The 24,127-nt window shown below is 74.7% G+C and carries 23 protein-coding genes; 12 read left to right on the top strand and 11 right to left on the bottom strand.

The features are described from left to right. Positions 1-8: 8 nt before the first annotated feature. Entirely contained in the window at positions 9-4,808 is a 4,800-nt protein-coding gene (locus tag FHX32_RS34805; protein WP_486480864.1) for a WG repeat-containing protein, read from the bottom strand. A 210-nt stretch (positions 4,809-5,018) separates the two neighbouring features. On the opposite strand from FHX32_RS34805, the gene FHX32_RS01310 reads away from it, so the two are divergent. The 3 genes from FHX32_RS01310 to FHX32_RS01300 are packed head-to-tail and all read left to right on the top strand — an operon-like array spanning position 5,019 to position 7,709. Beyond that, positions 5,019-5,870, top strand: a complete 852-nt coding sequence (locus tag FHX32_RS01310) for an ABC-2 family transporter protein (protein ID WP_167178718.1) — start codon at positions 5,019-5,021, stop codon at positions 5,868-5,870. Further along, positions 5,863-6,702 carry an ABC transporter permease gene (locus FHX32_RS01305; protein WP_486480863.1) on the top strand — a complete coding sequence of 280 codons (840 nt, stop codon included), beginning with the start codon at positions 5,863-5,865 and terminating at the stop codon, positions 6,700-6,702. The genes FHX32_RS01310 and FHX32_RS01305 overlap by 8 nt, the downstream gene beginning before the upstream one ends. Then, positions 6,699-7,709, top strand: coding sequence for an ATP-binding cassette domain-containing protein (locus tag FHX32_RS01300; RefSeq protein ID WP_167178716.1), 1,011 nt, complete (start codon positions 6,699-6,701; stop codon positions 7,707-7,709). The genes FHX32_RS01305 and FHX32_RS01300 overlap by 4 nt, the downstream gene beginning before the upstream one ends. Here FHX32_RS01300 and FHX32_RS01295 read toward each other — a convergent pair. Continuing rightward, positions 7,655-8,215 (bottom strand): XRE family transcriptional regulator, encoded by a 561-nt coding sequence (locus FHX32_RS01295; RefSeq protein ID WP_167182044.1) that lies wholly within the window; start codon positions 8,213-8,215, stop codon positions 7,655-7,657. The two genes, FHX32_RS01300 and FHX32_RS01295, sit on opposite strands and share 55 nt — an antisense overlap. 65 nt (positions 8,216-8,280) lie before the next feature. Between FHX32_RS01295 and FHX32_RS01290 the strand changes: the two genes are divergently transcribed. Both FHX32_RS01290 and FHX32_RS01285 read left to right on the top strand, forming a co-directional pair. Then, the gene (locus FHX32_RS01290; RefSeq protein WP_486480862.1) at positions 8,281-9,198 is read left to right on the top strand and encodes an AzlC family ABC transporter permease; all 918 of its coding nucleotides are present in this window, start codon (positions 8,281-8,283) and stop codon (positions 9,196-9,198) included. Then, positions 9,192-9,500: an AzlD domain-containing protein gene (locus tag FHX32_RS01285; protein WP_167178714.1), complete on the top strand. Its 309-nt coding sequence runs from the start codon at positions 9,192-9,194 to the stop codon at positions 9,498-9,500. Before FHX32_RS01290 ends, FHX32_RS01285 begins: the two co-directional genes overlap by 7 nt. Before the next feature lie 63 nt (positions 9,501-9,563). Here the strand turns inward: FHX32_RS01285 and FHX32_RS01280 are convergent, their stop codons facing one another. The 3 genes from FHX32_RS01280 to nadA form a co-directional block, all read right to left on the bottom strand. Further along, a complete protein-coding gene (locus tag FHX32_RS01280; RefSeq protein ID WP_167178712.1) occupies positions 9,564-10,163 on the bottom strand; it encodes a DUF3043 domain-containing protein in 600 nt (199 codons plus the stop codon). 73 nt (positions 10,164-10,236) lie between these two features. Next, on the bottom strand, positions 10,237-11,592 hold the full coding sequence (gene murA, locus FHX32_RS01275; protein WP_167178710.1) for a UDP-N-acetylglucosamine 1-carboxyvinyltransferase: 1,356 nt from the start codon (positions 11,590-11,592) through the stop codon (positions 10,237-10,239). 205 nt (positions 11,593-11,797) lie between these two features. Then, positions 11,798-12,997 carry a quinolinate synthase NadA gene (gene nadA, locus FHX32_RS01270; protein WP_167178708.1) on the bottom strand — a complete coding sequence of 400 codons (1,200 nt, stop codon included), beginning with the start codon at positions 12,995-12,997 and terminating at the stop codon, positions 11,798-11,800. Positions 12,998-13,065: 68 nt separating this feature from the next. Between nadA and FHX32_RS01265 the strand changes: the two genes are divergently transcribed. From FHX32_RS01265 to FHX32_RS01255, 3 genes are all read left to right on the top strand, one after another. After that, entirely contained in the window at positions 13,066-14,205 is a 1,140-nt protein-coding gene (locus tag FHX32_RS01265; protein WP_167178706.1) for a glycerate kinase family protein, read from the top strand. Positions 14,206-14,438: 233 nt separating this feature from the next. Then, positions 14,439-14,807, top strand: coding sequence for an iron-sulfur cluster insertion protein ErpA (gene erpA / locus FHX32_RS01260; protein WP_088992670.1), 369 nt, complete (start codon positions 14,439-14,441; stop codon positions 14,805-14,807). Between the two features lie 255 nt (positions 14,808-15,062). Beyond that, positions 15,063-16,040 carry a carbohydrate kinase family protein gene (locus FHX32_RS01255; RefSeq protein ID WP_167178705.1) on the top strand — a complete coding sequence of 326 codons (978 nt, stop codon included), beginning with the start codon at positions 15,063-15,065 and terminating at the stop codon, positions 16,038-16,040. Between the two features lie 76 nt (positions 16,041-16,116). Here FHX32_RS01255 and FHX32_RS01250 read toward each other — a convergent pair whose 3' ends face one another. Further along, the gene (locus tag FHX32_RS01250) at positions 16,117-16,350 is read right to left on the bottom strand and encodes a sulfurtransferase TusA family protein (RefSeq protein ID WP_088992672.1); all 234 of its coding nucleotides are present in this window, start codon (positions 16,348-16,350) and stop codon (positions 16,117-16,119) included. Continuing rightward, positions 16,347-17,498: an aminotransferase class V-fold PLP-dependent enzyme gene (locus tag FHX32_RS01245; RefSeq protein WP_167178703.1), complete on the bottom strand. Its 1,152-nt coding sequence runs from the start codon at positions 17,496-17,498 to the stop codon at positions 16,347-16,349. The genes FHX32_RS01250 and FHX32_RS01245 overlap by 4 nt, the downstream gene beginning before the upstream one ends. A 195-nt stretch (positions 17,499-17,693) precedes the next feature. On the opposite strand from FHX32_RS01245, the gene ctaC reads away from it, so the two are divergent. Together ctaC and FHX32_RS01235 are read left to right on the top strand one after the other, a co-directional pair. Then, positions 17,694-18,665, top strand: a complete 972-nt coding sequence (gene ctaC, locus FHX32_RS01240; RefSeq protein ID WP_167178701.1) for an aa3-type cytochrome oxidase subunit II — start codon at positions 17,694-17,696, stop codon at positions 18,663-18,665. Between the two features lie 10 nt (positions 18,666-18,675). After that, complete coding sequence (locus FHX32_RS01235) at positions 18,676-19,101, top strand: cytochrome c oxidase subunit 4 (protein ID WP_167178699.1); 426 nt, start codon at positions 18,676-18,678, stop codon at positions 19,099-19,101. A 188-nt stretch (positions 19,102-19,289) separates the two neighbouring features. On the opposite strand, the gene FHX32_RS01230 is transcribed toward FHX32_RS01235, so the two are convergent. The 4 genes from FHX32_RS01230 to FHX32_RS01215 all read right to left on the bottom strand — a co-directional run bounded on the left by FHX32_RS01230 (position 19,290) and on the right by FHX32_RS01215 (position 22,505). Further along, entirely contained in the window at positions 19,290-19,490 is a 201-nt protein-coding gene (locus FHX32_RS01230) for a hypothetical protein (protein WP_167178697.1), read from the bottom strand. Positions 19,491-19,919: 429 nt separating this feature from the next. Beyond that, positions 19,920-20,966 (bottom strand): anthranilate phosphoribosyltransferase, encoded by a 1,047-nt coding sequence (gene trpD / locus FHX32_RS01225; protein WP_167178695.1) that lies wholly within the window; start codon positions 20,964-20,966, stop codon positions 19,920-19,922. Positions 20,967-21,058: 92 nt separating this feature from the next. Next, complete coding sequence (locus FHX32_RS01220) at positions 21,059-21,454, bottom strand: response regulator (RefSeq protein WP_167178693.1); 396 nt, start codon at positions 21,452-21,454, stop codon at positions 21,059-21,061. A 106-nt stretch (positions 21,455-21,560) separates the two neighbouring features. Further along, positions 21,561-22,505: a cytochrome c oxidase assembly protein gene (locus tag FHX32_RS01215; protein WP_167178691.1), complete on the bottom strand. Its 945-nt coding sequence runs from the start codon at positions 22,503-22,505 to the stop codon at positions 21,561-21,563. Positions 22,506-22,613: 108 nt separating this feature from the next. Between FHX32_RS01215 and ctaE the strand changes: the two genes are divergently transcribed. Both ctaE and qcrC read left to right on the top strand, forming a co-directional pair. Beyond that, on the top strand, positions 22,614-23,213 hold the full coding sequence (gene ctaE, locus FHX32_RS01210; RefSeq protein ID WP_109901865.1) for an aa3-type cytochrome oxidase subunit III: 600 nt from the start codon (positions 22,614-22,616) through the stop codon (positions 23,211-23,213). Positions 23,214-23,285: 72 nt separating this feature from the next. Beyond that, positions 23,286-24,122 (top strand): cytochrome bc1 complex diheme cytochrome c subunit, encoded by an 837-nt coding sequence (qcrC, locus tag FHX32_RS01205; protein ID WP_167178689.1) that lies wholly within the window; start codon positions 23,286-23,288, stop codon positions 24,120-24,122. The last annotated feature ends 5 nt before the right edge of the window (positions 24,123-24,127 follow it).

Raw genomic sequence — 24,127 nt, 5'->3', positions numbered from 1 at the left:
GTGGCCGGTCAGATCACCGGGTTGGTGTCGGTGAGCAGCCGCTCGATCTCCGCGACCACCTCGTCGCGGTCCCGGTGCACCGGGTCGATGAGCAGCTCACCGCGCCGGTCCAGCGCGCCCCACCGTCCGGCGCCGGTGGCCACCAGGAACGCGACCGGGTGGATGACGAGCGCCGGGTGCGCCGGCGGCACGATCACCCGCCCGGTCCGGTCGACCACACCCCGCCGGCCCGCCACGTCCACCACGGCCAGCCCCTCGTCGGTGAAGTCGTCGACCTGGCGGCCGTCGGAGAGCGCTGTGGCGAACCCGTGGTACCGGGTCGGCAGCACGACCTGGCCGGTCCGGTCCACCGCGCCCCAGCCCTCCCGGCGCACCGCGGCCACCCCGCGCCGGAACGGGCGTACGTCGGCGAACCCGGGCGGGATCGCCACGTCACCGTTGGGGCGGATGGCCAGCCAGCCGGCGGCCCGGTCGCGGAGCACCCAGGCCAGGCCGTCGGAGAAGGAGCGCACCGCGAGGTACGACGGTTCGATCACCGTCGTGCCGGTGAGCGCGATCAGCGACCAGCGGTCGGTCTCCGGCCGGCGTACCCAGGCGAGCCCCTCGCGGAACGGCTGCGCCTCCGCGTACCGGGCGGGGATCACCAGCTCGCCCTCCGGGTCGGCGTAGCCCCAGAGCGTGCCGTCGCGGGCCGGCACCGGGGGCCGGACCCGGTCCAGCAGGTCGTCGCGGGTGCGGGGGTACGGCCCGAAGCCACGTTCGGTGGCCCGGTCGGCGACCGCGTCCAGCGCCGTCCGGATCCGGGCCAGCAGGTCGGCGTCGGCGGCGCCGCGCAGGTCCAGCGCCCGCTCGAAGTGCTGGCTCGCCTCCATCAACCGGCCCTGGTCGTACGCGGACCGCCCGGCGTGCTCGTGCAGCGCCGCGCGCAGCCGGTCGGGCAGTTCGGGCGAGTTCGCCTCGGCGAAGAGCCGGTCGGCCTCCGCGTGGTCACCCCGCCAGCGCAGCACGTGCGCCAACCGGGCCTGGGCCAGCGCGATCCGCCGCAGCTCGCCGGTGGCCTCGGCGTAGGTCAGCGCGAGCCGACCGTCGGCGAGTGCGTCGTCCAGCTCGCCGAGGACCCGCGACACCACCGCGCGCAGGCTGAGCAGCCGGGCCCGGGACCGGTTGTCGACCGTGGTGCCCAGCTTCTCGGTCAGGCGCCGGCGGATGGTCCGCAGTTCGTCCGGGTCGTCCACCATCTCGCGCAGGGTGACCGGGTCGAGCCGCCACCGGTAGCTGGCGAGCACCTGCTCGGGATCCCCCTGCGCCCCGGCCCGCTCCGCGGCCGGGTCCGGTATGTCGGTCCGGGACCCGGCTCCGGCCGGTGGCGCGGAGACGGGTGTGCCGGGCGGCGCCGATACGGGCGCGGCCGGTGGCGCGGAGACGGGTGTGCCGGGCGGCGCCGATACGGGCGCGGCCGGTGGCGCGGAGACGGATGTGCCGGGCGGCGCCGATACGGGCGCGGCCGGCGGCGCGGACGCGGGTGCCGCGGGTCGCGCCGGGTCGGGTGTCGCGGGCGGGCCGGCGACCGGGGCGGCAGGTGCGTCGGCCGTGGGCACGGTGGCCGGTGCGGGCATCGGCGCGCCGGCCGGGGCGGAGACGGCCGCCCCGTGCGGCGCGGGTACCGGCCCACCTGGCGGGGCCGAGACAGGTGCGGCCGGTGGGCCGGAGACGGGCGTGCCCGGCGGCGCGGACACGGGTGCCGTGGGCCCGGTCGGGTCGGGTGTCGCGGGCGGGGCGGGCACCGGGGCGGCGGGTGCGTCGGCCGTGGGCGCGGTGGCTGGCGTGGACACCGACGCGTCGGCCGGAACGGAGCAGACCGGCGCGGATGCCGGTGGTGTGGGCTGCGCCGGCACGGGTGCCGCCGGTGGGGCCGAGACGGGTGCGGCCGGCGGGCCGGAGACCGGAGCGCCGGGCGGCGCGGATACGGGTGCGGCCGGCGGGCCGGACATGGGAGCAGCGGGCGGTGCGGACACGGGCCGAGCCGGTGGTGCGGAAACCGGCGCGGCCGGCGGGCCGGAACGGGGTGCGGTGGGCGGCGCGGCCGGACCGGGCGGGGCGGCGGCCGCGTCGGCAGCGGCCGGCGGCACCGCGTCGGCGGTCACCGGGTCCAGGCCGGTGGGGGCCGCCGTACTCGCCGGCGGCGCGGACACCGGCGTGTCGGTGTGGGGGGCCGGCCCGGCCGGATCCGGTGCCGTCGGGACGCCGCCGAGCCGCTCGCCGTCGCCCGGTGCTGGTGCGGCCGCACCGGAGCCGACCGGCGGCGCCGGGGCGAGCGTCTCGGCCGGCGGCGCGGCGGCACCCGCCTCGACAGGCGGCGCGGAGACCGGTGCCACGGCGTGGTCGAGGTGCGGCGGGAGAGCCGGCTGGCGGCCGGCGGCGGCGACCGGTGCTGCCACCTCGCCCCCGACGGGCGTCGTCACCTGGTCCGTGACCGGCTCGGGTGTCGGTGCGGCCGGCCCGGGGTCCGCCGGCACGGATGGCTTGGCCGCGCGCTCTGTCGCGGTGGTGTCGGCCTCCGCCGCCGGCTTGGCGGGCCCGAACCAGGCGGCCGGTCCGCTCGGGGCCTTTCCGGCCGCCGGCTCTGGAGGCAGGGCCGGCGCGGGTGGATCGCTCGGCGGCGGGACGTAGACCTTCGGTCGGTCGGGGGTGATGGCCAGCCCTGGAGGCGCCGGCTGCCCGGTCCCGGGCGGCGTGGTGCCGCCGCCCGACCCGGGACGGTCGGCGGGAGTCGCGCCATTCCGGTCGGCCGGTACCGCCGGCGACGCCGGTGGGGCGCTCGCCGGCGCGTCCGGGGCCGGCGGGAACTCCATCCGCAGCCGGGCGGCCGGCGGTCCGGAGACCGGCCGTTCGTCGGGTGCGGACGGAGGGCGGGTGGCCGGTGGCCGCTGCTCGGCGGCTGGCGTCTCCGGCCGGTCGCCGCCGGGCGTCGCCGGCGCCGGGCCCCAGGGTGGCGGCGCGGCCGTGCGGTCGGGGCCGGCGGCAGCCGCCGGGTCGATCGCGGGCGGTGTGCCGACCGGGCGATCCGCACGGCCGGGCTGCGCCGGTGCGGCCGGGTACTGCGGTGGCACCGGGCGACCGGACCCCGGAGGCGGGGTTGGGCCACGTCCGGCGGCCGGAGCCGGCGACACGGGCCGGCCGGCGGCCGGCGGATCGAACGTCGGAGGCGGGACAACCGGAGGCGACCCGGCGGCCGGTCGCCCGGCGAAGGGCGATGAGACGGGCCGGTCGCCGGGTGGGGCGGGGGAGACGGGTCGGTCGGCGTAGGGCGGGCGGGGGCCGGGTCCGGCGTGTCCGGGTCGGGTCCGATCCGACGCGGCGGGGGAGACGGGTCGGTCGGCGTAGGGCGGGCGGGGGGCGGGTCCGGCGTGTCCGGGTCGGGCCTGCTCCGGCGGGGCGGGAGAGACCGGGCGGTCGCCAGGTGACGCGGGGGAGACCGGGCGGTCGGCGTGGGGCGCGCGGGGGTCGGGTCGGCCCCGGGTGGGCAGGTCACGGTCCGCCGGGCCGGAGGGCCCGGGACGGCCGGCGGCCGGCAGGTCACGAGCGGGCGCGCCGGCGGCGGGCAGGCGCCGCCCGTCGGCCGGCGGGGCGGCGTCGTACCGGTCAGCCCGGGACGGGCCGGCCGGTTCCGCCGGCCGGCGGTGGTCGGGCCGCGGGTCGGCGTGGTGGCCGGCGCTCCGGTCGTACGCGGGGCGGACCGGCCCGGGAGCGGGCCAGGGCAGGCCGCCCTCCGGACGCGGCGGCGGGTGGCCCGGCGGCTCGCGGTGGAACTCGGGCCGGGCCTCCGGACGGAGGCGCCGGTCCGGGTACGGCTCGGCCCGGGCGGCGGCCTCGCGCGACCGCCGGTGCTCGTCCGGCTCCGGCCGGCGGCGCTCGGCGTCGTCGTACGGCCGCTCGCCGGCGCGCCGGTCCGGGCGCTCCCAGCGGCCGGCCTGCCCGGCGCGGTCCACCGGTCCCCGGTCCCGGCGCTCGGCGGCGAACCGCTCGTGCTGCTCCGCGGCGAACCGCTCGGGTTCGGCGGGGAACCGGTCGGGGCGCTCGGCGGGGTACCGCTCGTGGTGGTCGGCGGGCCGGCGTTCGCCGGTGAACCGGTCGCGCTGCTCGGCCGGAGGCCGCTCGCGCTGGTCGCCGGCGCGGTCCCACTGGTAGCGGGGCCGGCGGGTGCCCTCGGCCGGTCGCTGCTCGTAGCCGTTGGAGCCGTGCGCGGCCGGCCGGCGCGGCGGCTGGTCCTCGTCCGGCTCGGCGAGCCAGCCGGGTTCCGACTGGCTGGCGGGGGAGACGGGCGCGACGCCGGAGCGCCCCCGGCCGGGTGGCTCGTGCCGGGCCGCGCGGTCGTCGTACCGGTCGTGGTCGCGGGGCGCGGCGCGCCCGCCGTCGACGCCGAACGGGGCACGGGCGTGCTCGTCCCGCCGGTTCGGGGCCGGCCGCTGCCGGTCGTCGGGCCACCCGGGCTCGCCCCGCCCCGGGCGGTACGGGTCGTCGTCGTACCGCCGGCCGTCGCTGCCCCGGTGCCGGTCCCAGCCGTCCGGTTCGTCCTCCCAGGACTGGCCCAGGTACGTCCCGTCGGGGCGGGTTGGCGCGAGCGGCGGCACCTCGGCGCGGCCGACCACGGCCGCCCGACCGCGGGGCGCCGGCGGCGGGGTGTGTTGGATGCCGATGTCGCCCGGATAGCGCTGGCCCGGGAACTGGGGGTGCCACTCCGTGGTCGGTTCGACGACCCAGGACGGTTCCGCCGGGTCGTGCCACCGGTCCGCGTAGCCGCGGCTCATCCGGGCGGCCCGTCGCCGGTGCGGGGACGCGCGGTCATGCCGGGGTCACCGCCGGTCGTCCGCTCGCTCACGGCCGCGTCCCGGTGGCCGGCTCGCGTCCGCTCGCTCACGGCGATGTCACCTCGTTGGAAATTGTCGCGCTGGGCACCCCGTCGGCCGGTAAAGTCGCCCCTTCCGGCACGGCGTGGCTGCGGAAAGGAGGGTAGCGGCGTGGGCTCGCTCACCGCCACTGTGGCACCGCCTGCCGCCTCAAACGTTATCCTATGGTTTCGGACATTTAGGGCAATAGCCGGATCGGGCTTCCGACGATACTCCACCTACCGCCAGGCGGCGGTGGCCGGCGTCGTCACCAACTGCGTCTTCGGCTTCCTCCGCTGCTACGTGCTGCTCGCCGCGGTCGGCGCGGCCGGCACGGTGGCCGGCTACGATCGGGCCCAGCTCGCCGCCTTCGTCTGGGTGGGCCAGGGCCTGCTCGCCGTCATCCTCCTCTGGGGATGGACCGACCTGGCCGACCGGATCCGCACCGGTGAGGTCGCCGCCGACCTGCTCCGCCCGGTGCATCCGGTGACCGGCTACCTCGCCGCCGACCTCGGCCGGGCCGGCTACGCCGCGTTCGCCCGGCTGCTACCGCCGGTGCTGGTCGGCCCGCTCTTCTTCCCCGTGCACGTGCCGCAGCGGTGGGTCACCGGGCCGCTGTTCGTGCTCTCCGTGCTCGTCGCCGTGGTGCTCTGCTTCGGCTGCCGCTACCTGGTCAACGCGACCGCGTACTGGCTGCACGACGTGCGTGGCCCGGTGATCCTCTGGACGCTCGTCTCGGGCGTGCTCACCGGGCTCTACTTCCCGCTGCGCTTCCTGCCCGAGTGGCTCCAGCTGCTGCTCTGGCTCGGCACGCCGTTTCCGAGCCTGCTGCAGACTCCGCTGGACGTGCTGGTCGAGCGGGATCCGACCGGCAACCAGCTCGCCCTGGTCGGCGTGCAGCTGGGCTGGGCGGTGCTGGTCCTGGCCGCCTGCCGGCTGGTGCAGCGCCGGGCCGAACGCCGACTGGTCGTGCAGGGTGGCTGACCGCGCCGGCCCGACCGCGCCGGCGCGCACCGGTGGCGTGCTGGCCGCGTACCGGGCGCTGCTCGGGGCGCAGGCCCGGTCGCAGACCGCGTACCGGACGTCGTTCGTGGTGGACCTGGTCGGCAACGTCGGGTCCACCGTCTTCGACGTGGTCACCGTGCTGGTCGTCTTCGGCGTGACCCGGGAGCTGGGCGGCTTCACGTTGCGCGAGACGATGGTCATCGTCGGCATCTCCACCAGCGCGTTCGCCCTCGCGGACCTGCTGGTCGGCAACATCGAACGGCTGCCCCGCTACGTGCGTACCGGGCTCTTCGACGCGGTGCTGCTGCGCCCGCTGGGCACCCTGCCGCAACTGCTGCTGATGGACCTGCCGCTGCGCAAGGTGTCCCGGGCGGTCTTCGGGCTCGCCGTGCTGGTCGTGGCGGTCGGCTCCGCCGGGATCCAGTGGACCCCGGCCCGGGTGCTGCTGGTCGTCCTCGCCCCGCTGGCCGCGGTGGTCTTCTTCGGCGCGGTCTTCGTCGCCACCGCCACCGTCTCCTTCTTCTGGGTCGACTCGGGCGAGCTGGCCAACTCGGTCACCTACGGTGGGCGGGACTTCACCACCTACCCGATCACCGTCTACGACGGATGGTTCCGGGCGCTCTTCGCGTACGGCCTGGGTTTCGCCTTCGTCGGCTACCACCCGGCACTGGCCCTGCTCGGCCGGGCCGACCCGCTCGGTCTGCCGGGCTGGGTCGGCTGGGCCGCGCCGGGCGTCGCGCTGGTCGCCGCCGCGATCGCCGCCGCCGCCTGGCGCACCGGCGTCCGCCACTACCGGAGTACGGGGTCATGAGCGTCATCGAGACGAAGGCACTGCGCAAGGAGTTCACCGTCCGGGTCAAGGCCGGACGGTTGCGCCGGGAGAAGCGGCTGGTCACCGCCGTCGACGGGATCGACCTGCGGATCGAGCGCGGGGCGCTGGTCGGCTACATCGGACCGAACGGGGCCGGCAAGTCCACCACCCTCAAGATGCTCACCGGGGTGCTGACACCCTCGGCTGGCGAGGTACGCGTCTGCGGGCTGCGCCCGGTCGCCCAGCGCACCCGGCTCGCGCTGCGCGTCGGCGTCGTCTTCGGCCAGCGTTCCCAGCTGTGGTGGGACCTGCCGCTGCGGGACTCCTTCGACCTGCTCCGGCACGTCTACCGGGTGCCGCCCGGCGCGCACGCCGCCCGGCTGCGCCGCTGCCGGCAACTGCTCGATCTGGACGCGTTCCTGGACGTGCCGGTCCGCCAGCTCTCCCTCGGCCAGCGGATGCGGGGCGAGCTGGCCGCCGCCCTGCTGCACGGCCCCGAGGTGCTCTTCCTCGACGAACCCACCATCGGCCTGGACGTGGTCAGCCGGCAGGCGGTGCGCGGTTTCCTGGCCGAGTTGGGCCGCACCGGCGACACCACGCTGGTGCTGACCACCCACGACCTGGCCGACATCGAACGGCTCTGCCGGCGGCTGGTGGTGATCGACCACGGCCGGCTGGTGCACGACGGGTCGATCGCCGCGCTGCACGAGCGGTACGGCTCCCGTCGGCTGGTGGTGGCCGATCTCGACGCCCCCGTGCCCGAACCGCCGGTGCTGCCCGGCGCGTCGCTGCACCGGGTGGAGAACGACGGGCACCGGCTGGTGTTCGCGCTGGAGTCGGCGCGGGTGGCCGAGGTGGTGGCCGGGCTCGCCGGGCTGGGCGCGCTGCGGGACGTCTCGGTGGTGGAGCCGGACATCGAGGACGTGGTGGCCCGGCTCTACCGCCGGGAGCGTCAGGGGTGCTCCATCACCAGCACGGCGAAGGTGCCGGGGGCCAGCGCCTCGTAGCGGTGCGGGGCGTCGCCGGGGAAGGTGGCGTAGTCTCCGGGGCCCAGTTCCACCGGGTCGGACTCCGGGCCGACCCGCATCCGCCCGGCGCCGACCACCACGTGCTCGATGCTGCGCGGGGTGTGCGCCTCGGCCTTGCGGACCGCGCCGGGCTCCAGTTCGAGGAGATAGACGTCACGTCGGGCATGCGTCGACCCGGCGCTGAGCAGCGTCCCGGCGAAGTCGGCGTGCTCGGAGCGGATCCGCGGGCCCTCGCCGGCCCGGACCACCTGGACGGCCGGGCTCGGCGGCTCGACCAGCCGGCTGAACGGCACGTCCAGCGCCACGCCGAGCGCCCACAGCGTTTCCACGCTGGGGTTTCCGACGCCCGACTCCAGTTGGGAGAGGGTGGACTTGGCGATCCCGGCCCGCCGGGCCAGTTCGGTCAGCGAGACGCCGACCCGCTCGCGCTCGCGGCGGATCGCGGCGGCGATGGTGGCCAGCGGGGGTGCCGGTACGGCGGCCATGTTCGCTCCGTCGGTCTGGTTGTTCGGTTTGACGATCACGCGTGGCCCGTTCATCATGGTGGACCATGCGTACGGTACAACGAACAGCCGACGGCGGGGTACTCCGCGACGTCGCCGCCATCGGGGCGGCGATGGTGGCCGTCGGCGCCTCGTTCGGCGCGGTGGCGGTGGCCGCCGGGCTGCCCGGCTGGGCGGCCGCCGCGATGTCCGTGCTGGTGTTCGCCGGCGGGGCGCAGTTCATGGCGGTCGGGCTGGTCGCGGCGGGCAGCCCGCTGGCCGCCGTGCTGGCCGGGCTGCTGCTCAATGCCCGGCACCTGCCGTTCGGCCTGACCCTCGGCGACAGCCTCGGCCCCCGGCTGCGACAACGGCTGCTCGGCAGCCACCTGATGACCGACGAGGCCACCGCGTTCGCCCTGGCCCAGCCCGCCGGCCCGGCCCGGCACCGGGCGTTCTGGCTGGCCGCGGTGCTGTTCTTCGTCACCTGGAACGTCGGCACCGTGCTCGGCGTGCTGGTCGGCGGGGTGGCCGGCGATCCGGCCGCGCTGGGGCTGGACGCCGCCTTTCCGGCCGGCCTGATCGCGCTGCTGCTGCCCAGCCTGCGCGACCGGGAGACCCGGCGGATGGCGCTGGCCGGCGCGGTGCTGGCCGTACTCACCACCCCGCTGCTGCCGGCCGGCCTGCCGGTGCTGCTCGCGCTGGCCGGTCCGGCCGTGCTGGGCGTACGGGCCGTCCGCGCCAGGGCCGGGACCGGCGATCGGGAAGCCGGGGCGACGCCCGCCCCGACCCGGGACACCCGCCGGGCCGGCCGGGGTGGATCCGGAACCGGTGGACGGGAGACCGGGGGCACCTCCAGCCCGACTCCCGTCGCCGGTTCCGTCACCGGCGTCCGGGAGGTCGGGGTGACGCCCGCCCCGATCCCGGACGCCGGGCGCGGGGTCGGGAACCCCGGCCCGGTCCGCCGGACGGGAGGGGAGTCGTGCTGATCGCGGTGATCCTGGCGCTGGCCGCCGGTACGTACGGCTTCCGGGTCGCCGGGGTGCTGCTGCGCGACCGGCTGGACCTGCCGGAGTGGTCCCGCCGGCTGCTGCCGGTCGGCGCCGCGGCCCTGCTGGCCGCGCTCGCGGCGACCGCAGCGCTGACCGAGGCCGGCGCGTTCGCCGGCTGGGCCCGGCCGGCGGGGGTGCTGGTCGGGGTGCTGCTGGCCTGGCGGCGGGCGCCGTTCGTGCTGGTCGTGGTCGCCGCCGCCGGGACGACCGCCCTGCTCCGCCTGCTCGGCGTGCCGTAGCGGCGGCGGTCGGAACGGGAACGGCCCCTCGCCGCGGTGCGGGAGGGGCCGGTTCCGTCGTTGTCAGACCGGGTCGCCGAGGTTGACCCGGGGTTCCGGGGCGCGCATCCGGCGGAACGTGATCGAGCGCATGATCGCGTACAGGTAGAGCGAGCCCATCCGCTGCCCGGTGTTCGGGAAGCGCTCGCGGACCAGCTTCCTGATCTTGCGGCAGATGAGGATCGAGTCGATCACCACGCCGAGGGCCAGGGCGCCCCAGAGGATGTTCGACACCAGCCGGACCACCGGCGGCATGGCCGCGTTCGAGCCGATCAGCACGATCAGCGCGCCGCCGAAGAACCAGGTGCCGACCGTACGCCGGGAGTCGACCACGTTGCGGGCCAGCTGCCGCTCGGGGCCGCGGTCACGCGGGCCGCCCTCGCGCCGGAACTCCGCCGCCGCCTCGGCCCGCAGCTTGCGCCGGTGCTCCCGCTGCTCTTCCTTGGTCATCGGCTTGGTGGCCCCGGCCGGCCGCCGGCCGGCGCTCGGCCGCTTCGGCGTCTCGCGTCCCTTCGCGGGGGTGTAGCCCCGGGGACGGGTGGACGTGGCCTCCTCCTCGGGGGTCACCGAGGTGACCGCCTCGTCGGCGAGGTCGGTGGACTTGCGGCGAAACAGCGACGGCACGCGGAAAGGGTAGCCAACCGACGGCGCCCGGTGCACATCGCGGTGCACCGGGCGCGGTCGTCAGTGTGGGAGGTTACGGACGCTCGACGTGCGCGCCCAGGTCGGCCAGCTTCGCCTCGAAGTCCTCGTAGCCCCGGTTGATCAGGTCGACGCCGTACACCCGGGAGGTGCCCTCGGCGGCCAGCGCCGCGATCAGGTGGCTGAACCCGGCCCGCAGGTCGGGGATGACCAGGTCGGCGGCGTGCAGCTTGCTCGGCCCGGCGATCACCGCGGAGTGCTTGAAGTTGCGCCGGCCGAAGCGGCACGGGGTGCCGCCCAGGCAGTCCCGGTAGACCTGGATGTTGGCACCCATCGAGTTCAGCGCCTCGGTGTAGCCGAGCCGCTGCTCGTAGACCGTCTCGTGGACGATGGACAGCCCGCGCGCCTGGGTCAGCGCCACCACCAGCGGCTGCTGCCAGTCGGTCATGAAACCGGGGTGCACGTCGGTCTCCAGGGCCACCGACTTCAGCTCGCCACCCGGGTGCCAGAACCGGATGCCGCCCTCCTGGCCCGGGTCGCCCAGCCGCGGCGGCCGGCTGTCGGTCACCTCGTACTCGCCGCCGACCGACCGGAAGATGTTCAGGAAGGTCATCATGTCGGCCTGCTGCGCGCCGAGCACCTCCACGTGCCCGCGGGTGGCCAGCGCGGCCGCGGCCCAGCTCGCCGCCTCGATCCGGTCCGGGATCGGCCGGTGGGTGTAGCCGTGCAGCCTCGGCACGCCCTGGATCTCGATCACCCGGTCGGTGTGCACCTTGATGATCGCGCCCATCTTCTGCAGGACGCAGATCAGGTCGATGATCTCCGGCTCCACCGCGGCGTTGCGCAGCTCGGTGACGCCCTCGGCCATCACTGCGGTCAGCAGCACCTGCTCGGTGGCGCCGACGCTCGGGTAGGGCAGCGCGAACTTCGTGCCGTGCAGTCCGTTCGGCGCGGACAGGTGCAGCCCCTCGGGGGTCTTGTCGACCGTGGCGCCGAACTCGCGCAGCGCCTGGAGGTGGAAGTCGATCGGCCGCGGGCCGATGTGGCAGCCGCCCAGGTCCGGGATGAAGGCGTGGCCGAGGCGGTGCAGCAGCGGCCCGCAGAACAGGATCGGGATCCGGCTGGAGCCGGCGTGCACGTTGATCTGGTCGGTGCTGGCGCTCTCCACGTTCGCCGGGTCGAAGACCAGCTCGCCGTCCTCGTCGCCGTCGGTCACCTTGACCCCGTGCAGGCCGAGCAGGCCACGGACGACCTCGACGTCACGGATGTTCGGCACGTCGAACAGGCGGCTCGGACTGTCGCCCAGCAGCGCGGCGACCATCGCCTTGGAAACCAGGTTCTTCGCGCCGCGCACGCGGATCCGCCCTTCCAGCGGAGTGCCTCCGTGTACGACCAGGACGTCGTCGGTCAACGCAACCTCCAGCGGTCGGTGCTGTAGATGGTGGGGCTCACGATGTCATCGCTACCCGGAACGCGGACGGGTCGAAACGGGCCGCGTGCGTCGTCGCCCCGGCAGCATAGCCCTCAGTGATGAAAATGGACCCGGTCACTTCGCCCCTGAGGGCATTTTTCGGTGATCCGACCCAATTCCGTAAAAGGGTAACTACCAAGGGTGATCAACGGGTGCCGGGCGGCGGGGTGTCCGCACCGGGCAGGGCGAGCATCTTGTCCAGCGCCACCCGGGCGTGGTGCGCGGTGTCCGGGTCGACGGTGATCCGGTTGACCACCCGACCGGCGACCAGCTCCTCCAGGGCCCAGACCAGGTGCGGCAGGTCGATCCGGTTCATCGTCGAGCAGTAGCAGACCGCCCGGTCGAGGAACATGATCTGTTTGTCCGGGTGGGCCAGCGCCAGCCGGCGGACCAGGTTCAGCTCGGTGCCGACCGCCCACGCCGAGCCGGCCGGGGCCGCCTCGATGGTCTTGATGATGTACTCCGTCGAGCCGACGTGGTCGGCCGCGGTGACCACCTCGTGCCGGCACTCCGGGTGGACCAGCACGCTGACCCCGGGTACCCGCTCCCGGACGTCGTTGACGCTGCCCAGGGTGAACCGGCCGTGCACCGAGCAGTGCCCGCGCCACAGGATCATCTTGGCGCCGCGCAGCTGCTCCGGGGTGAGCCCGCCGTTCGGCTTGTGCGGGTCGTAGAGCACGCAGTCGTCCAGCGAGAAGCCCATCTCCAGCACGGCCGTGTTGCGGCCCAGGTGCTGGTCGGGCAGGAAGAGCACCTTCGAACCCTGCTGGAAGGCCCAGTCCAGGGCGCGCTTGGCGTTGGACGAGGTGCAGACCACGCCGCCGTTACGGCCGACGAAGCCCTTGATGTCCGCCGAGGAGTTCATGTACGTGACCGGGACGGTCTGCTCCGCGATGCCCAGTTCGGTGAGCACCTCCCAGGCCGTCTCGACCTGTGACAGCACCGCCATGTCGGCCATCGAGCAGCCGGCGGCCAGGTCGGGCAGGACCACCTGCTGCGCGTCCGAGGTGAGGATGTCGGCGCTCTCGGCCATGAAGTGCACGCCGCAGAAGACGATGTACTCCGCCTCCGGGCGGGCGGCCGCCTCGCGGGCCAGCTTGAACGAGTCGCCGGTCACGTCGGCGAACTGGATCACCTCGTCGCGCTGGTAGTGGTGGCCCAGCACGAACACCTTGCTGCCCAGCTTCGCCTTCGCCGCCGCCGCCCGGGCCACCAGGTCCGGGTCGCTGGGCGCCGGCAGGTCGCCCGGACACTCGACGCCACGCTCGGTGGCGGGGTCGCTGCCCCGGCCGAGCAGCAGCAGCGCCGTGGCGGTGTTGGAGGGTTCTACCCAGGTCGAAGTCACGTACCCCATGGTCCCACAGCGTGGCCTCGGCGCGGCCTCCGCCGGTGTGGGCTGCCACACTGCTCGGCATGCGCGTGCTGCTCTGTCCGGACAAGTTCGCCGGCACGCTGCCGGCCCCCGAGGTCGCCGCCGCGGTGGCCGCCGGCTGGCGCGAGGTGGCCGGGGACGACGAGCTGCTGATCAGGCCGCTGGCCGACGGCGGTCCCGGCTTCCTCGACGTGCTCGCCGACGCCCTGGACGGGCGACGGGTGCCGGTGCCGACCGTCGACCCGCTGGGCCGGCCGGCGGCCGGTGAGATCCTGCTCACCGACGGCGGATCGACCGCCTGGCTGGAGAGCGCCCAGGCGTGCGGCCTGCACCTGCTCGCCGCCGACGAGCGGGACCCGAAGGCCACCACCTCGTACGGGCTGGGGCTGCTGGTGGCCGCCGCGGTCGAGGCCGGCGCGCACACGGTGATCATCGGGCTGGGCGGTTCCGGCACCAACGACGCCGGCGCCGGGATGCTCACCGCGCTCGGCGTCACCCCGCTGGACGAGGCCGGCCGGGCCCTACCGTACGGGGGCGCCGCGCTGGCCGCCGTGGCAACCCTCGACGGCGCGCCCCGGCTGCGGGACGCCCGGCTGGTCGCCGCCACCGACGTGGACAACCCGCTGCTCGGGCTGCACGGGGCCAGCAACGTGTTCGGCCCGCAGAAGGGCGCCGACCGGGCCGACGTGCTGCTGCTCGACAGCGCGCTGGAGCGCTTCGCCGCCGTACTCGAGCGGGACCTGCCCGGCTGCCCGGCGCAACTCGGCGCGCTGCCCGGCGGCGGGGCGGCCGGCGGCCTCGGCGCGGCGATCCTCGCCCTCGGCGGCCGGTGCGAGTCGGGTATCGGCCTGGTCACCCGGGCCACCGGCCTGGACGTCGCGCTGGACGGGGTCGACCTGGTGATCACCGGGGAGGGCTCGTTCGACCACCAGTCGCTGCGCGGCAAGGTGGTCGCCGGGGTGGCCGGCGCGGCCCGGGACCGCGGCCTGCCCTGCGTGGTGCTCGCCGGCCAGGTCAGCACCGGGCGGCGGGAGGCCGCCGCGGCCGGGGTGACCGACGCGTACAGCCTGGTGGAGCACTTCGGCGGCGAGGAGCGCGGCGGCCTGGCCGCCGCGCTGAGCCGGCCCGCGGAGGGGCTGCGCGAGCTCGGCGCCCGGCTGGCCCGGCAGTGGAGCCGCTGACCGGGCACGGCCGGAGCCGCCGGCCGGGGGTGGGCGAGGTCGGCGACCGGGGGTAGCCGGCGCCGGTGACCCGGGTGTGACCGGCGCCGCGCGGGGAAGCCCCGAGGTCACGCCGCCGGGTGACCCGGCCCGCGGCGGCCTACAATCAGAAACTGGACCACAGTGGGAATCGCTGACCGGCGGGTGACGTTGGTCGGGACGACCACACCGAACGCGCGCAGGGAGAATTCCACGTGACCACGCCAGCGCAGACCGAGTCGACCGAGGCCAAGGCCCCTACTTCCGTCGTCCTCACCGACGTCGCGGCGCAGAAGGTCAAGGCCCTGATCGAGCAGGAGGGCCGTGACGACCTGCGGCTCCGGGTCGCGGTGCAGCCGGGCGGCTGCTCCGGCCTGCGGTACCAGCTCTTCTTCGACGAGCGCTCCCTCGACGGTGACATCGTCACCGACTACGACGGTGTCGAGGTCGTCGTCGACCGGATGAGCGCCCCCTACCTGGCCGGCGCCACCATCGACTTCGCCGACCGGATCGACGCCCAGGGCTTCACCATCGACAACCCCAACGCGGGCAGCTCCTGCGCCTGCGGCGACTCGTTCAGCTGAGTCGACTCCGATCACCGGCGGCGGGGCCGTCCCGGAAGGGACGGCCCCGCCGCCGTTCAGGCATGCGGCCGCCAGCGGACGGGCGGCGTCGTTCAACCGTGCGCCCCGCCGCCCGGCCGCCCGCCGATGTCGGTGCCCCTGGTGGGCCCGCGGTGGCCGTCACCTGGCCGTAGCCGATGTGCAACCGTGCGGTCGCCCGGCCTTGCGGCGGCCGGTAGGCTGACCCGCGCCCTGCTCCCGACCCTGAGGGTTGACATGAAGATCGCGGTGACCGGCTCGATCGCCACCGACCACCTGATGAGCTTCCCCGGCCGCTTCGCCGACCAGCTCATCGCCGACCAGCTGCACAAGGTGTCCCTCTCCTTCCTGGTGGACGACCTGGTGCTGCGCCGGGGCGGGGTGGCCGCCAACATCGCCTTCGGCATGGGTCAGCTCGGCCTGCGTCCGGTGCTGCTGGGCGCGGTCGGGGCGGACTTCGCCGACTACCGCTCCTGGCTCGAGCGGCACAACGTCGACTGCGACTCGGTGCACATCAGCGAGGTGGCGCACACCGCCCGCTTCGTCTGCACCACCGACACCGACATGTGCCAGATCGCGTCCTTCTACGCGGGGGCGATGAGCGAGGCGCGCAACATCGAGCTCGCGCCGGTCGCCGACCGCCTCGGCGGGCTCGACCTGGTCCTGGTCGGCGCCAACGACCCGGAGGCGATGCTGCGGCACTCGGCCGAGTGCCGGGAGCGCGGCTTCGCGTTCGCCGCCGACCCGTCCCAGCAGCTGGCCCGGATGCCGGGTGAGGACGTCATCGCGCTGATCGACGGCGCCGACTACCTGATGACCAACGACTACGAGAAGTCGCTGCTGCAGAGCAAGGCCGGCCTGAGCGACGAGCAGCTGCTCGACCGGGTCAAGATCCGGGTCACCACGCTGGGCAAGCACGGCGTGGAGATCGCCGGACGCGGCATCGACCCGATCCACGTGCCGATCGCCCGGGAGACCCAGGCGGTCGACCCGACCGGCGTCGGCGACGGCTTCCGCGCCGGCTTCTTCACCGCGCTCTCCTGGGGCCTCGGCCTGGAGCGGGCCGCCCAGGTGGGCTCCCTGCTGGCCACCCTGGTGCTGGAGACCGTCGGCACCCAGGAGTACCACGTCCGGCGCGACCTGTTCGTCAAGCGGCTCGCCGAGTCGTACGGCGACGTCGCCGCCGACGAGGTGCGCCCCCACCTGCTGCCCTGACCCGGGTCCCCGCCGTCGAGCACGCGGTCGTGGTGGGCGCACGACGCCCGCCCCGACCGCGTGCAGCTTCCCGGGGTCAGTGCTGGCGGCGTACGTCGTAGGCGGGGCCGTCGTCGCCGGTGACCTTGCCGAGGAACTCGTGACCGCGCATCCGGCACCAGGCCGGGATGTCCACCGCCGCCGCCGGGTCGTCGGCCAGCACCCGGACCACGGTGCCCACCGGCAGCTCGGGCAGCCGCCGGGCGACCGCGATCACCGGCAGCGGGCAGCGCTGCCCCCGGCAGTCCAGCACCTCCCGCGGCGCGGTCACAGCCCCACCACCCCCGCCTCGGCCCGCAGGTCGGCGACGATCCCGGGCAGTTCGGTGAGGAACCGTTCCACGTCCGCCCCGGTCGTCTCCCGGTGCAGCGAGATCCGCACGTTCCCGTGCGAGAGCACGCCCATCGCCTCCAGCACGTGCGACGGGCGCAGCGTCGACGAGGTGCACGACGAACCGGACGAGACGGCGAACCCGCGCCGGTCCAGCGCGTGCAGCAGCGCCTCGCCGTCGACGTACAGGCAGGAGAAGGTGACCAGGTGCGGCAGCCGGTGGTCGGGATCACCCACCACCTCCACGTCCGGCACCTCGGCCGCCACCCGGGCCCGGATCCGGTCCACCAACGGCGCCAGCCGGGCCGCCTCGGCCGCCGCGTCGGCCGCCGCCGCGCGCAGGCTCGCCGCCGCCGCCACCACCGCCGGCAGGTTCAGCGCGCCAGGCGTACGGCCGGACTCCCGCTCGTCGGCCGGCCAGGGCGACTCCCAGCGGGTGCCCTTGCGGACCACCAGCAGCCCCACCCCGGCCGGGCCGCCCCACTTGTGCGCGCTGGCGGTCAGCACCGACCAGCCGGCCGGCACCGGCACCCGGCCCACCGCCTGCGCCGCGTCGACGTAGAGCGGCACCCCGGCGTCCGCGCAGGCGGCGGCCGCCTCGGCGACCGGCTGGAGGGTGCCCACCTCGTGGCTGGCGGCGATCAGTGCGGCCAGCGCCACACCGGGGGCCCGGACCGCGGTGTCCCAGGCGGCGACGTCCAGCCGGCCGAGCCGGTCCACCGGCACCCCGAGCGCGGTGCCGCCGGCGGCGGTGTGCCGCTCGGCCGCGTGCAGCACGGCGGAGTGCTCGATCTCCGAGTGCACCAGGATCGGGCCGACCCGGTGCCGCCCGGCCAGGCCACCGAGGACGGCCGCGTGCGCGGCGGTCGTACCGCTGGCGGTGAAGGAGATCTCGTCAGGGCGTACGCCCAGGGTCTCGGCGGTCGCGGCGCGCGCCGCGTCGAGGAGCTGGCGGGCCCGGCGGGCCTGCGTGTAGAGCTTGCCGGGGTCGGCCCAGCCGTCGTCGAGGGCGGCCAGCAGCGCCTGCCGGGCGACCGGGTGCAGCGGGGCGGCGGTCGCCGCGTCCAGATAGACCGGGGATGCGCTCACGGCTGTCCACGCTATCGCGCCACTACGCCCAAGATCCCCCCGATGGGGGCGGACAGTGACCCCAACACGGTCCAGCCCGTCATGGTCGAGTAATCTGCGACCGTCGGTGACGCCTTTGCCGCCGGTGCTGTCGCTCCGCCCGCTGGGGCGGCAGAAGAGAACAGGCACCGCGGCGCGCTAGGGAGGCAGGACCAGGTGGTCGCAAGGAGTTCGGAGGTACGGCCCACGGCCGTACGGCACAGCGCTTCCCCAGGAGCCGGTGGGCGCCGGCGGCGTGGTGCTGGTCGGGTCGCCGGGCTCGGTCTCGGCGGGGCGGCGCTGCTGGTCCTGCTCACGGGCTGCGACGTCGGCGCGACGTTCGGCGGCTTCGGCTGGCCGCAGGGTGGCATCTCGCCGGAATCCCGCCGGATGTACGACCTGTGGATCGCCTCGTGCATCGCGGCGCTCGCGGTCGGCGTCTTCGTGTGGGGCCTGATCTTCTGGTGCGTCGTCCGCTACCGCAAGCGGGGCAACGAGCTGCCGGTGCAGACCCGCTACAACCTGCCGATGGAGTTCCTCTACACCATCGCGCCGATCCTGATCGTCTCCGTGCTCTTCTACTACACGGCGATCGTGCAGACCGACGTGGTGAAGACGACCAAGAACCCCGACGTCACCGTCGAGGTGGTCGCCTTCAAGTGGAACTGGCAGTTCAACTACCGCGACGGCCAGGGCCCGGAGGCCAACACCGTCGCCTCGACGCTGGGCACCAGCGAGGTCATCCCGATCCTGGTGCTGCCGAGCAACCGGTCCATCCGGTTCGAGGAGACCAGCCGGGACGTCATCCACTCGTTCTGGGTGCCGGAGATGCTGTTCAAGCGGGACGTCATGCCGGGCAAGATCCGCAACGTGTTCGAGGTCTCCAGCCTGGAGACCGAGGGCGCCTACGTGGGTCGCTGCGCCGAGCTCTGCGGCAGCTACCACGCGTTCATGAACTTCGAGCTGCGGGTCGTGTCGCCGGAGAAGTACGAGCAGTTCCTCGCGGCCAAGCAGGACGGCAAGTCGACCCAGGAGGCGCTGACGGCCATCGGCGAGGAGCCGTACGCGCAGACCACCCGGCCGTTCGAGACGCGCCGCACGGAGGCCAACTTCAACCCGGACAACGCTCCGGTTAGCGCGGGAAGCTGAGGGAGCGGGCATGAAGACCGAGTGGCGCATCTTCCTGATCATCGCCGGGTTCCTGCTCTTCGCGACCGTCCTGTACGGCGCCTGGACGGCCGGTGAGGCCGGCGGCGTCGAGTGGGTGGGCACCACGGCCCTGCTGCTGTCCTTCCTGCTCTGCGCGATGTGCGGTGGCTTCTTCTGGTTCGTCTCCCGCCGCATCGACCTGCGGCCGGAGGACCGGCCGGACGCCGAGATCGCCGATGGCGCGGGCGAGGTGGGCTTCTTCAGCCCGGGCAGCTACTGGCCGTTCGGCCTGGCGCTGTCCGCCTCGATCGCCGGCCTCGGCCTGGTCTTCTGGCAGTTTTGGCTGGTGGGTGCCGGTCTGCTGGCGGTCGTCTTCGCCGCCTGCGGCCTGCTCTTCGAGTACTACAGCGGTACCCGGCGCACCGCCGAGCACTGAGCGGCGTCACCGCACGAGCCCTGACGAAGCCCGCCTCCCTCCGGGGAGGCGGGCTTCGTTCCGTCCCGGCGGCCTGTCCCGGGCGCGGCCGTCCTGGCGTGCTGTCGCGGGGCCTGTCCAGGCGGGGGCGTCAACGGGGGCGGCCGGCGGTCGGGGTGATCGCCCCGGTGGGGTGGGTGGGATGAGGGTCAGGCGGCGCGGCGGCGGACCGGTCGCCGACGGTCGGCGAGGCGGGCGGCGCGGAACGTGCAGGTGGCGATCAACACCGCGGAGCCGCAGCGGGTGCAGAACAGCTCGGGGCAGTCGGCGCCGTGGCCGTCGACGCAGGGCGGCGCCTCGAACGGCTGGACGCCCTCGCAGGTGTCGCAGTGGAGTTCGCGATCCGACACGGCGACGGCTCCTTTCCCACCGGGCTCCCGACAGGCACCTGAACGCGCGTCGGGATCGGAAAACTACTCGGCTGTAGTTTGGCACGCGGATCCGACATGTCCGCCGTCATCCGCCGACCGAGCCGGCTGACCTGGGCAGCCGGCCCGTCGGCGGGCGGAGCTTCCGGACCCCCGGGGCACGGGACCACCCGCGGTGCCGGCAACCGGGCTGAGCCAGCCCACGGGCGACCGACCGGCGGGCCGCCGGTGGGTTGGCTGGGCTCTTCGCCGGGTGCGGAATGTCGCGGTGTCCGAGGGCTGGGTGACCGCGAGAAGCCGCATTTGGCGGCGCCGGGGCGACCCCGGCGATCACGGGGGTGCGGCGGGGCCCGGGGGCGCCGAAGGTCGCTGCGGCGGAGCCCCGCGGCCAACTCCAGCCGGGCGCGGCGGTCAGAGGGAGCGGGCGGTGGTGATCCAGCGGTCGAGGACGGCGGCGGCCGCGCCGGAGTCGATGGACTCGGCCGCCCGCGCCATCCCGGCACGCAACGCCTCGGTGAGGTCGCCGTCGAGCGGCCCCTGGGTGGCCAGGGCGGCCGCCGAGTTGACCAGTACGGCGTCCCGGACCGGGCCGGTCTCGCCGGCGAGCAGGCGCCGGGCCACGCCGGCGTTGTAGGCGGCGTCCCCGCCCCGCAGGTCGGCGAGGGTGGACCGGGGTACCCCGAGGTCGACCGCGTCCAGCACGGCCTCTCTCACGGTGCCGCCCTGGGCCACCCAGACCCGGGTCGGCGCGGCGGTGGTGAACTCGTCCAGGCCGTCCTCGCCGCGCATCACCAGCACCGAGTCGCCCCGGGCGGCGAAGACGCCGGCCATCACCGGGGCCATCCGCCGGTCGAAACAGCCCACCGCGCCGCCCCGGGGCCGGGCCGGGTTGGTCAGCGGGCCGAGGAAGTTGAACGCGGTGGGCACGCCCAGCTCGCGCCGGACCGGGCCGGCGTGCCGCATGCCGGGGTGGAACCGGGCGGCGAAGCAGAACCCGATGCCGGCCTCGGTGACGCACCGGGCCACGCCCTCGGGGCCGAGGTCGAGCGGGACGCCGAGGAACTCGAGCAGGTCGGCGGTGCCGCAGGACGAGGAGGCGGCGCGGTTGCCGTGCTTGACCACCCGTACGCCCGCGCCGGCCACCACCAGCGCGGTCATCGTGGAGATGTTGACCGTGTGGGCGAGGTCACCGCCGGTGCCGACCACGTCGAGCGCGGTGGCCCGCAGCTCGTCCGGCAGCTCGACCTGGACCGCCCGGCCGAGCATCGCCTCGACCAGGCCGGCCAGCTCGGCCGAGGTCTCGCCCTTCGCCCGCAGGCCCACCGCGAAGCCGGCGATCTGGGCCGCGGAGGCGGCGCCGGACATGATCTCGCCCATCGCCCAGGCGGTGTCGGCGGTGGACAGCTCCTCGCCGCGCAGCAACGCGTTGAGCAGGTGCGGCCAGGTCCGATCGCCCATGGTGGGCCTCCCGAGCGAAGCGAGCGGGTGCGGGTGGACGCCAACCGGCGCCGGTCGGCCCGACGCGGTGGCGGGGCCGGGTGCGGCGGACGTCAGGCGGGGGCGTGCGCCCGCAGCAGCTCGGCCACCGTGGTGCCGGTGGTCACCGGGTCGAGCGGGTGCACCAGGGTGGCGTCGACCTCGGCGTACGCGGCGAGCCAGCGGTCGGCGGCGCGGGCGATGACCACGCAGGTCGGGGGAGCGTCCTCGCGGTCGTCCTTGATCTGCCGGGCGATGCCGAGGCCGCCGCCCGGGCTGGCCTCACCGTCGAGCAGCAGCAGGTCGATCTCGTAGTCGTCGACCAGCCGGACGCACTCGGCGTAGTCGCTGGCCTCGACGAACTCGACCTGGAGGCCGGGCGCGGGCCGGGTGCCCACGGCGAGCCGCATCCGGTCGCGGACCTGCGGGTCGTCGCTGTAGAGCAGGATGGTGCACGAACGATCGCTCATGGCTGGACTGGCTCCCACCTCGTAGCTGCCCGCTGATCGTACCGGTCGGTGTGAGGTGCGCGACGTCCCGCCCGGCGGTGCCCGCGGCGCGTACCGTCGGCGCAGCTCAGGCGGCGGATTCCGCGGCGCGCTGGCGGGCCTCCTGGCGGTCCAGCTCGCGGTCGATCCGGCGGGATTCCCGCTCGGCCTGCTTCATCCACTGCACGACCAGCACGGCGAGCATGGTCACACTGACGAACTCGCCGCCGGCCCACAGGATGCCGCCGGCGAGCACCTGGTCGTCCCACGGGTCGGCCCAGCTGAGCCCGAGCGACGGGTACCAGTCGCCGCCGAAGAGCGTGCTGCTCTGCATGATGGTGAGCCCGAGCACGGTGTGGAACGGCACCGAGAGCAGCATCAGCAGGGCCCGCGCCGGGTACGGCCAGCGGCCGGGCAGCGGGTCGAGGCCGAGCAGTGGCCAGAAGAACACGCAGCCGGTCAGGATGAAGTGCGCGTGCACCAGCTCGTGCGCCCAGGCGTGCTCCAGGGTGAACCGGTAGAGGTCGGTGAAGTAGAGCGCGAACGGGTTCACCACGAAGATGGCGAACGCCACCAGCGGGAAGCTGTAGATCCGGGCGATCCGGCTGTGCACGATCGCCAGCAGCCGCTTGCGCGGTCGCTGCGGCAGGGTGCGCAGGGCCAGCGTCATCGGGGCGCCCAGGGCGAGGAAGATCGGCGAGATCATCGACAGCACCATGTGCTGCACCATGTGCACCGACAGCAGCGCGGTGTCGTACGCGTGCAGGCCGCTGACCGTGACCAACGCGATACCGCCCAGGCCGGGGCCGAGGAAGAAGACCGTCCGGGAGACCGGCCACCGGTCGCCGCGCATCCGCAGCCGGTGCACCCCGTAGAGGTAGATACCGGCGGCCAGCACCAGGCCGACGGCGAGCCAGCTGTCCAGCCGGGTCTCGGTGAACACCGAGGTGACGGTGAACGGCGGCGGGGTCGGCTCACCTCCCGGCAGGGCGGCGACCGAGGTGGCGGCGGAGATCCGATCGACGTGCAGCACGCTTTTCAGCCTAGGTCAGGCGAAGCGGACCACCCCGATCGGGCCATGGATGCCACCGGTTTGGCACCCCGCTGATCGCCGGCCCCGGTCAAGGGCAATAATGACCGCGTGACTGCGGCCCCAGCCATTGACAAGAGCCGGATCCACTCCCTGACCCGACCCAACATGGTCAGCGTCGGGACGATCGTGTGGCTCTCCAGCGAACTCATGTTCTTCGCGGCGCTGTTCGCGATGTACTTCTCCATCCGCGCGGCGGCGCCGGAGCAGTGGGCGAAGCACACCGAGCACCTCAACATCCCGTACGCGACCACCTTCACGGTGATCCTGGTGTTGTCCTCGGTGACCTGCCAGCTCGGTGTGTTCGCCGCCGAGAAGGGTGACGTCCACGCCCTGCGGCGCTGGTTCACGATCACCTTCGTGATGGGCCTGATCTTCGTGCTCGGTCAGCTCAACGAGTACCGCGAGCTGGTGCACGAGGGCATCAAGATCAACGAAGACGGTTACGGGTCGATGTTCTACCTGACCACCGGCTTCCACGGTCTGCACGTGACCGGCGGTCTGGTTGCCTTCATCATCTTCATGATCCGCACCACCATGGGCCGGTTCACCCCGGCGCAGGCCACGTCCGCGATCGTCGTGTCGTACTACTGGCACTTCGTCGACGTGGTGTGGATCGGGCTCTACGCCATGATCTACTGGCTTCAGTGATCTTGGCGCGTCACGAACCGCGCCGCTGCTCCGTCCCCTGAGACAAGGTCCAACCGGTTAAGGACACAGGTCATGACTTCTGACAACGACCGCCGACGCGGTCTGCTCGCGCGGCTGCGCGGGCGGCCCGTAGCGCGCAGCAGGGGCCGCCGCCGGCTGGGTGCCGCGGTCCGCCTGCTCGCCGCGCTGATGCTGGCCGGCGGCGCCTACACGGTCTTCGCTCCCGGCGTGCAGGCGCAGGACAACCCGCCGCTGACCGGCGCCGCCGCGGAGGGCAAGGCGCTGTTCGACGTGAGCTGTGTGACCTGCCACGGTCGCAACGCGCAGGGTGTCGAGGGGCGCGGGCCGAGCCTGATCGGCGTCGGCGCGGCCTCGGTCGAGTTCCAGGTCGGCACCGGCCGCATGCCGATGGCCCGGCAGGAGGCCCAGGCGCAGCGCAAGCCGGAGCTCTTCACCGACGAGCAGACCCGTCAGCTGGCCCAGTACATCCAGGAGCTCGGCGGCGGCCCGGTCGTGCCCGAGGGCGCCGACCTGCACGAGGACGGCAACATCGCCGCCGGTGGCGAGCTGTTCCGGATCAACTGCTCGCAGTGCCACGCCTTCGGCGGTGGCGGCGGCGCCCTCTCCTCCGGCAAGTACGCGCCGAGCCTGCGCCCGGCCACCGACCGGCAGATCTACGCCGCCATGCTGAGTGGCCCGCAGAACATGCCGGTGTTCGGGGACAACCAGATCACCCCGGAGCAGAAGGCGGACATCATCGCCTACATCCAGGAGACGCTGAAGCACGACCAGGACCCGGGTGGCTTCAACCTCGGTCGGTACGGCCCCTCGACCGAGGGCCTGGCGATCTTCCTGGTGGGCATCGTCGCGCTGGTCTTCACGAGCCTGTGGATTGCGGGCAAGTCGTGACCGGG

This window comes from Micromonospora sp. CNZ280 (assembly GCF_011759515.1).
The sequence above is the reverse complement of the archived record's forward strand: the minus strand, read 5'-3'. Positions and strand labels throughout refer to the sequence as shown.